The organism is Streptomyces sp. NPDC057616, from assembly GCF_042800575.1.
Taxonomy (GTDB): Bacteria; Actinomycetota; Actinomycetes; order Streptomycetales; family Streptomycetaceae; genus Streptomyces.
Genome location: NZ_JBHVGU010000044.1, coordinates 19,692 through 27,047 on the forward strand (window position 1 = coordinate 19,692; position 7,356 = coordinate 27,047).

The following is a 7,356-nucleotide window of genomic DNA, read 5'->3' on the forward strand; positions in this document are numbered from 1 at the left end:
CCGCGGGCGGGGATGCGGCCGTTCCTGACACCGCCCTGACGTCTACCGGCGGGTCTTGGCGCGATCCTGACGCGCGTGTCCGGTTCAGCCGGTGTGGACGCGCGGCCGGCGCTCGCGGTCCGGTTCCGCCTCGCGCAGCACCTCGCGGGTGACCGGGGCGACCTCGCCCTGGCCGAAGAGGAAGAAGCGCAGGAAGTTGGCGAAGGGGCCGCCCTCGGTCCACTCGAAGTAGATGTGCGGGGTGCAGCCCGTGAGGTCGCGGACGTGCAGGAGCAGCGCGGCCAGGGCGTTCGGGATGGACGAGGACTCGAGGGTGAGGACCCGGTAGCGGTTGTGCAGGACCTCGCCGCGCACGGTCAGACCCGCCTCGAACTCGGACGGGTCGAGGACGGTCACCTCCACGAAGACGAAGTCCTCGCCGGGCAGGTCGTTGTCGTTGCGGATCTGCTCGATCTTGTCGCGGTACTCGGCCTTGTCGCGCTGGTCGGGCTCGTTGGCGATGAAGCGGATCTTCCGGCTCGCCACGTCCCGGATGAAACGTTCCGCCATGGGGTCCAGGGACACGCTGGTCACGCGGAGCTCGAAGGCGCGGGCCAGCCGGGACAGCAGCGAGACCAGGATGATGCCGACGATGAAGCAGGCACCGATCTTGACGCCGTCGGGGCGCTCGATGACGTTGACGACCGTCGTGTAGAGGAACACCGCCGAGATCAGTGCGAAGCCGATGGTCCACTTCTTCTGGCCGGCCTTGCGCGCCGCGATGGTCACCGCGATCGCGGCCGAGCTGATCAGCACCAGCACACCGGTCGCGTAGGCGCCACCCTGGGCGTCGACGCTCGCGTCGAAGATCCAGGTGACGAGGAAGGCGATCAGGATGAAGACGATGACCATCGGGCGCACGGCCCGCGCCCAGTGCGGGGCCATGCCGTAGCGCGGGAGGTAGCGCGGCATGAGGTTGAGCAGGCCCGCCATCGCGGAGGCGCCGGCGAACCAGAGGATGGCGATCGTCGAGACGTCGTAGACCGTGCCGAAGGCGCCGCCCAGATAGTGGTGCGCCAGATAGGCGAGCGCACGTCCGTTGGCCTGGCCGCCCGGCTTGAACTCGTTCTCCGGGATCAGCAGCGTGGTGATGAAGCTGGTCGTGATGAGGAAGGCGCTCATGATGAGGGCCGCCGTGGTGAGCAGCTTCTTCGTGTCCCGGATCCGGCCGGTGGGCTGCTCCTCGGTGTCCTCCGGGTCGCCCTTGACGTGCGGCATGACGGCCACGCCGGTCTCGAAGCCGGAGAGGCCGAGCGCGAGCTTGGGGAAGACCACCAGGGCGACGCCGATCATCGCGAAGACGCTGCCGTGCTCGGCGGTCAGGGCGCTGGACCAGTCGGTGATCACGTGTCCGGCGGTGGCGACGTGCCACAGGCCGACGATCACGACGACGACGTTCAGGCTGAGGTAGATGCCGACCAGGGCGAAGGCGACGCCGATGGCCTCCAGGAAGCCCTTGAGGAAGACCGCGCCCAGCAGGGCCACGAGGATCAGGGTGATCAGCATCTGCTTGTCGTGCAGCGCGCTGTTCAGGTGCGGGTTCTCGACGAGGTGGGTCGAGGCGTCCGCGGCGGAGAGCGTGATCGTGATCAGGAAGTCCGTGGCGGCGAAGCCGAGCAGCGTCAGGACGAAGAGCTTGCCCTGCCAGAACGACAGCAGCCGCTCCAGCATCGCGATGGAGCCCTCGCCGTGCGGGCTCTCCTCCGCGACCCTGCGGTACACCGGGAGGGCGCCGGCCAGGGTGACGATCACCAGCACGATGGTCGCGATGGGTGACAGCAGACCGGCCGCGAGGGCCGCGATGCCGGGCTGGTAGCCGAGGGTGGAGAAGTAGTCCACACCGGTGAGGCACATGACCCGGTACCAGGGCTGCCCCTTGTGCTCCGGCTGGGGCTCGCTCGGCTGTTCCTGCAGCGTGTCGTGGCCCTTGCCCATGTCGGACAGGCCTTCGAGCATCCAGGCGCGCAGCCGACTGGGAGGGGGATGTTCCTTTGTCGCCATCGGCGTGCTCCTGATGTGCGGCTCAGCGTGGTGTCGGGCCATCACGCGGACGGCGGAACCAGCGTAAGCGGAGCGTGACGCCCGGGCCCACGGATCATGGGGACGAGGGCGTCAAGCTTGCGTTAAGACTGACCCGGTCCGCGTGGGGCGCACATCAAGGTCCGAGCTCCCGATCACATCGGAGGGCGAAGGCGCTGTATGGGGGACCGCGGCCGGGGCGCGCGGGGGAGGACACCCAGAGTCATCTCGTACGACGCCTGCCGGTCGTGCGGGCGAGCGAGGGCGGGTGGCTTCCGGGAGGTGTGGGGTGGGCAGGTCTTGGTGGGTGCCGGGTGGGCTGACCCGGTGGACGTGCGGCGTGCTCGCCGCCTACGCCGTCCTGACGGTGGCGGCCGGGGTGGCGGCGTGGCACAAGTACCAGGTGCTGCTCGCACCGCCGCTGCCGGCTCGGCCTGACGGCAGCGAGGCGCTGCCGCTGCTCGACGCCGACATGTGGTTCGAGAATCTGAGGGGTTGCTGGAACGGCGCCACCCTCGTGACGATCCTCGTCTTCAGCGTCTGGATGTCGCGCATGCGCGACCTCGCGGAGCTGGTCCGGCCCGAGGGGCAACGGCGCAGCCGCGCCTGGCTGTTCTTCGGATGGGTGGTTCCCGTTGCGGACGTGTTCGCACGGCGGACGCGACGGCCCAGGCGTTGCGGCAGGTCATGGAGAGCGATGCCTTCCACGTCTGCGCCGCCGTCCTGTCCGCCGTCGTCGTCCGGCAGCTCGGCGGCAGGCCGACGCGGGCCGCGCAGGTGACCCCGGCGGCGCCGGGACTGCCCGCAACTCGGCTGCTCAGCACCGGATTTGCGGCTCCCGTACGGGCGCCGCGCACCCGCCGTCAAGGTCCCGTCAAACCCTGCTGAGAAGGCGTCAGGGGAGCGTCAACGGCGCGTACGGGTGGCCGGATCCGGTCGCAGACTGAGCGGCACGGGGGACGGGCGACCGTCCGTGGCGTGACGTGGGAGGGACCGTGTCCATCACGGCCGGAACAACGCGCAGACCTCGGACGGAGGCTGCCGCGCAGTCACCGCGGCAGACGATCGTTCCGCCCGGGGGCGGTCCCGCCCCGAGGCCGCGAGGGGGCTCGCGGCGGGGGGCGCGGACGGGCGCCCGCGGGCGGGACCTCCGGAAAGGGGCCGTGGCCGCACGGGCCGCTCTACGCCGTCGCCACTGGGCCGGCGTGCCCACGCGACTGCGTCTCCTGCGTGCGGCCACGGTCCTGCTCACCACCGCCCTCGCGGTGCTGCTGCTCGTGGCGGGACTCGGCGCCTTCGGCACCTGGGAGAGCGTGGCCGGGCGGGACGCACCCCGCACCACCAGCGCCGCTGACCTCGACCTCGCCCTCAACGACATGGACGCGCAGGCCGCCAACATCCTGCTGTCCGGCGGAGACGCGGGCAAAGGGCGCCTGCGGACCCCGTACGCGAAGGCGGTCGGGTTCTACGGGGACGCGCGGCGTGAGATCGGGCACGACCTGCGCACCCTCGCTGTGGCCGCCCAGGGCGACCGCGTCGACGAGAAGACCGTCGAGGACCTCACCGACGACTTCGCCGAGTACCAGGAACTCGTCGGCCGCGCCCTGGAGAACGACGCCAGGAGCGGCGGCAGGGCGGCCGCCCTCGTCGACTACCGCAAGGCGACGGACCTGCTGCGGGCCCGACTCCTGCCGGACGCGCGGACGTTGGTGTCCTCCACCGACGACGCCTTCGAGACGAGGTACACCGCCGCCCGCTCCGCCCTCCTCGCCCAGCTCGGCGCCGTCCTCGGACTCGGCGTGCTGCTCCTCGCCGTGCTCGGTGCGTTGCAGTGGTACCTGGCCCGCAGCTTCCGGCGGATCCTCAACCCCGGCGTCCTGGCCGCCACCCTCTGCACGCTCCTCGCCGTGATCCTCGGCGGTCAGCTGCTCGCCGGCACGGCCGACCACCTGCGCGTGGCCCGTCGCGACGCCTTCGACTCCGTCGTCGCCCTCTCCCTGTCCCGCGCCATCGCCTACGACGCCAACGCCGACGAGAGCCGCTACCTCCTCGACCCCGGCCGGCGCCCGCAGTACGCGGCCACCTTCCTCGCCAAGTCGCAGGAGCTGTACGGCATCGCGGGCGCGACCCTGTCGACGTACGATTCCGGGTTCACGACCAGCTGGCGCGCGTACGAGAGCGACCGCCACGACCTGCGCTTCACGGGTGAGTTCCGGCGCGAGCTGGACAACATCACCTTCGCGGGGGAGCGGGACGCCGCCGAGCGGACGGTGCGGACGTACGCGGTCTACCAGCGGGACGACCGGAAGATCCGCGCGCTGGTCGCGACGGGCAGGGAGCGCGAAGCGGTGGAGTTCTGCATGGACTGGCAGGCGGGCACGTCCAACGCGCACTTCGGCACGTGGATGGCCGCCCTGGACCGGGTGACCGGCATCAACCGGCAGCACTTCACCGCATCCGTCCAGGCCGGCCGTTCCGACCTGAAGTCCGAACTCCCGTTGGTATGCGGCCTGTTGGCGGTGGCCGCCGCGCTCACGGGGCTGGGACTGCGGCCGCGGCTGGCCGAATTCCGTTGAACCGCGGGGCCCTTGCCCTCATGCGTCCGCGAGCCGTGCCTCCTCCAGATCCAGGGAGCGCTGGAGCCTGCGCCGGGTCGTGTCGCTGATCGTGTGCGCGTCGTACAGACGCTGCAGTTCCGCCGCCTCCACCGCTATCAGGTCGCGGCGCAGCTGCCGGTAGACCAGGTCGGCGGACTCGGTGGGGGACCCGTGGCCATTGCTGTCGGCCAGGCGTTCGCGGGCGTCCGCGAGGCGGGCGCTCAGGCCGCGGCGGAGGCGGTCCAGGACGACCTCGGGTACCGCCTCCAGCTCCGACAGTTCCTCCAGGCGCTTCATGCCGGCACCGGCCAGGCTGCAGCGGGCGGCGGCCTCCTCGCGCTCGGTGTGGTCGGGCTCGAGGGCGATGCCGGAGCGGCGGACGACGGGCGCGAGGGTGAAGCCCTGGACGACCAGGGTGACGACCACGACCGAGGTGGTGAGGACCAGCACCAGCGGGCGTTCCGTCAGGGCGTCCCCGCCCCGCTTGGTCACCGGGATGGACAGCGCGGCCGCCAGGGGCACCACGCCCCGGGTGCCGGCCCAGGTCAGCACCACCGGCAGCCGCCAGTTCATCCGCTGGATGCCGCCCTTGCGCTGCACCACCGCCGACAGCGGTACCAGCCACAGCAGCCGTACGGCGATCAGGGTTGCCGCCACGGCCAGCGCGTACAGGGGCCAGGTCCGGTCGCCGTCGGACAGCGCGCGCACCTGGGCCGGCAGCGCCAGCCCGATCAGCGAGAACACCACCGACTCCAGGAGGAACACCACCGTGCCGTAGACGGCGTGGAGTTGGAGCCTGATGCGTGCGTTGGTGAGCTTCTCGCCCCGGCCGCCCAGGACCACCCCGGCGACCACGACCGAGGTGACGCCGGAGGTATGGGCCGCCTCCGCGAGGACGTAGGCCGCGTAGGGCGTGACCAGGGAGATCACCGTCTCCAGGACCGGATCCTCGGTGCGGCGCCGGATCAGTGCGACCACGCCCGCCACCGCGGCCCCGATGAGGGTGCCGCCGCCCGCGAGCACCAGGAACTCGCCGCCCGCCGCGCCCCAGCCGGCCGCCGCGCTCGCCACGGCGACGCTCACCGCGACCCGGAACAGCACCAGCGACGTCGCGTCGTTGAACAGGCTCTCCGCCTGCACCAGGACCTGCACCTTCGGCGGCAGGGCGAGCCGCCTGCCCAGCGCGGTGACGGCCACCGGGTCGGTGCTGGCCAGGACCGCGCCCAGGACGAACGCCATCTGCCAGGACAGGGGCGTCACCACGGACGCGACGAAGCCGACGGCCGCGGCCGATGCCAGCACCAGGCCGATGGAGAGGATGCCGACCGGCTTCCACACCATGCGCAGCTCGCGCCAGGACAGCTCCTCGGCGCTGGCGTACAGCAGGGGCGGCAGCACGACGAGGCCGATGAGCTCGGGGCTGATCTCGATCTCGGGGGTGCCGGGCAGGAGCGCCACAGCGAGGCCCGCGACCACGAGCAGGGAAGGAGCGGGTATCCGCCACCGGCGTGCGAACGTCGCCACGACCGTGGCCAGCACCACGAGTGCGAGAACCGTTCCGACGCTGCGCATGCCGTCCCCCTGGGATTCGCAGGAGCCGCCCCGGCTCCCCGCCGACCAGACTTCCCGGCACACCGCGTTCACCCTATCCCGGCCGCAGGCCGTCAAGACAGTGTCAACGTCCGCGTGAGCAGCGCCAGGGAGGCGTCAAGACGCCTGCCCGCAGCCCTGCGGAGCGCTTCTCTGAGGGGTGATGAACGAGGGACGGCGCGGACGGCTGAAGGTCTACCTCGGGGCGGCCCCGGGGGTGGGCAAGACGTACCGCATGCTCGACGAGGGGCGCCGCCGTGCAGGGCGCGGCGCCGATGTGGTCGTTGCGTTGGCCGAGTGCCACGGGCGGCCGCACACGGAGGCGATGCTGGGTGGCCTGGAGACGGTGTCCCGGGCCGAATGCGCCTACCGGGGCGGGCAGTTCGAGGAGATGGACCTCGCCGCGGTGCTCGCGCGTGATCCCGAGGTCGCGATCGTCGACGAGTTCGCCCACACCAACGTCCCCGGTGCGGGCCGCAATCCCAAGCGATGGCAGGACATCGAGGTGCTGCTGGCCGCCGGCGTCGACGTGATCACCGCGGTCAACGTGCAGCACCTGGAGTCCCTCAAGGACGTGGTGGAGAAGATCACCGGGGTGCCGCAGCACGAGACGGTGCCCGACGAGGTCGTCCGCCGGGCCGACCAGGTCGAGCTGGTCGACATCCCGCCCGAGGGGCTGCGGCGCCGGATGGCGCACGGCAACATCTACGCCCCCGAGAAGATCGACGCGGCACTCGCCAACTACTTCCGGCCCGGCAATCTGACCGCCCTGCGCCAGCTCGCGCTGCTGTGGGTCGCCGACCGCGTCGACGAGGCGCTCAACCGCTACCGCGCCGAGCACTCCATCGGCACCGTGTGGGAGACCCGGGAGCGGGTGGTGGTCGCCCTGACCGGCGGGCCCGAGGGCGACACGCTCGTACGGCGGGCGGCGAGGATCGCCGACCGGTCGGCCGGCGGCGAACTGCTCGCCGTGCACGTGGCGCGCAGCGACGGCCTCGCGGCGGGCGTCTCGCACGCCTCCCTGGCCCGGCAGCGGCGGCTCGTCGAGGACCTCGGCGGCAGCTACCACTCGGTCGTCGGCGACGACGTGGCCACCACGCTGGTGGAGTTC

The 7,356-nt window shown here is 71.8% G+C and carries 4 protein-coding genes and 1 pseudogene; 3 read left to right on the plus strand and 2 right to left on the minus strand.

The window, feature by feature from the left end; all coding sequences use genetic code 11:
- Positions 1-84 precede the first annotated feature (84 nt).
- Positions 85-2,040, minus strand: coding sequence for an APC family permease (locus ACFU97_RS38530; protein ID WP_384265903.1), 1,956 nt, complete (start codon positions 2,038-2,040; stop codon positions 85-87).
- Positions 2,041-2,398: 358 nt separating this feature from the next.
- On the opposite strand from ACFU97_RS38530, the gene ACFU97_RS38535 reads away from it, so the two are divergent.
- Both ACFU97_RS38535 and ACFU97_RS38540 read left to right on the plus strand, forming a co-directional pair.
- Positions 2,399-2,839 carry a DUF4328 domain-containing protein gene (locus ACFU97_RS38535; protein ID WP_384265906.1) on the plus strand — a complete coding sequence of 147 codons (441 nt, stop codon included), beginning with the start codon at positions 2,399-2,401 and terminating at the stop codon, positions 2,837-2,839.
- A 424-nt stretch (positions 2,840-3,263) separates the two neighbouring features.
- Positions 3,264-4,634: a hypothetical protein gene (locus ACFU97_RS38540; protein ID WP_384265908.1), complete on the plus strand. Its 1,371-nt coding sequence runs from the start codon at positions 3,264-3,266 to the stop codon at positions 4,632-4,634.
- Positions 4,635-4,652: 18 nt separating this feature from the next.
- On the opposite strand, the gene ACFU97_RS38545 is transcribed toward ACFU97_RS38540, so the two are convergent.
- Positions 4,653-6,227, minus strand: a complete 1,575-nt coding sequence (locus tag ACFU97_RS38545) for a Na+/H+ antiporter (RefSeq protein ID WP_384265910.1) — start codon at positions 6,225-6,227, stop codon at positions 4,653-4,655.
- Between the two features lie 181 nt (positions 6,228-6,408).
- Between ACFU97_RS38545 and ACFU97_RS38550 the strand changes: the two are divergent.
- A pseudogene (locus tag ACFU97_RS38550) lies at positions 6,409-7,356 on the plus strand (histidine kinase); the annotation flags it as partial.

Coding starts and splice junctions, on each gene's coding strand:
- ACFU97_RS38530 (WP_384265903.1), bottom strand. CDS start 2,040: ATGGCGACAAAGGAACATCCCCCTCCCAGTCGGCTGCGCGCCTGGATG.
- ACFU97_RS38545 (WP_384265910.1), bottom strand. CDS start 6,227: ATGCGCAGCGTCGGAACGGTTCTCGCACTCGTGGTGCTGGCCACGGTC.